The 645-nt window shown below is 65.3% G+C and carries 1 protein-coding gene; it reads left to right on the top strand.

Translation table 11 applies throughout. The annotated features are described in order from the left end of the window. Positions 1-624: baseplate J/gp47 family protein (locus GWQ22_RS21750; RefSeq protein ID WP_275931657.1), on the top strand; the 624-nt coding region annotated here is incomplete at its 5' end. Between the last annotated feature and the right edge of the window lie 21 nt (positions 625-645).

Genomic DNA, 645 nt, shown 5'->3' with positions numbered 1-645 from the left:
AACGATGACAGGGAGTGGATAACCACCCAGGGCGCCGATGCCGAGGGCAATGACGCTTTGGGCCTGCGCATCCAGAACCAGTTCTCGGCGGTGGGGCGTTATCACATCGACGCCATTTACCGCTCCATGCTGGCGAGCGTCGCCGGCATTCGGGCCGACCACATCTTCTTCGAGCATGAAGCCCCCCGGGGTCCGGGGACCGCCAACGCCTACATCCTGCTGGAGGTGGGCGCCACCCCGGCCAGCCTGATTGACCAGCTCAACGACTACGTGGGCCGCCAGGGCAACCATGGCCACGGCGATGACCTGTTCGTGCTGAGCATCCCCGAGACCCAGCACAGCCTCACGCTGGCGCTCTGGCCCCAGCCCAACCTCAGCGCCGAGCAGAAGGCCGCCCTTAAAACCGGCGCCGAGAACCTGGTCAAGGCGGCGTTTCGTCAGTCTGCGGACTTTCCGGCCGTCACCCGTACCTGGCCGCGTTCTCGCTTCTCGCTCTCCCAGCTTGCCCGCGAGCTGCACAGCCAGTTCCCGCAGCTGCAGAGCCTGCGCTTTGGGGAGAGTGACATCGTCTCGGGGCTGGCCATCCCGCGCCTTGGCAAACTGGTGGTGACCCTGCATGACTAATCCAACCCCGCTTGAACACGA

Origin of the sequence: Aeromonas sp. 1HA1 (assembly GCF_029237385.1) — a bacterium.
GTDB classification, from domain to species: Bacteria; Pseudomonadota; Gammaproteobacteria; order Enterobacterales; family Aeromonadaceae; genus Aeromonas; species Aeromonas popoffii.
Note: the sequence above shows the minus strand (reverse complement) of the source record. Positions and strands in the feature narration are given on the sequence as shown.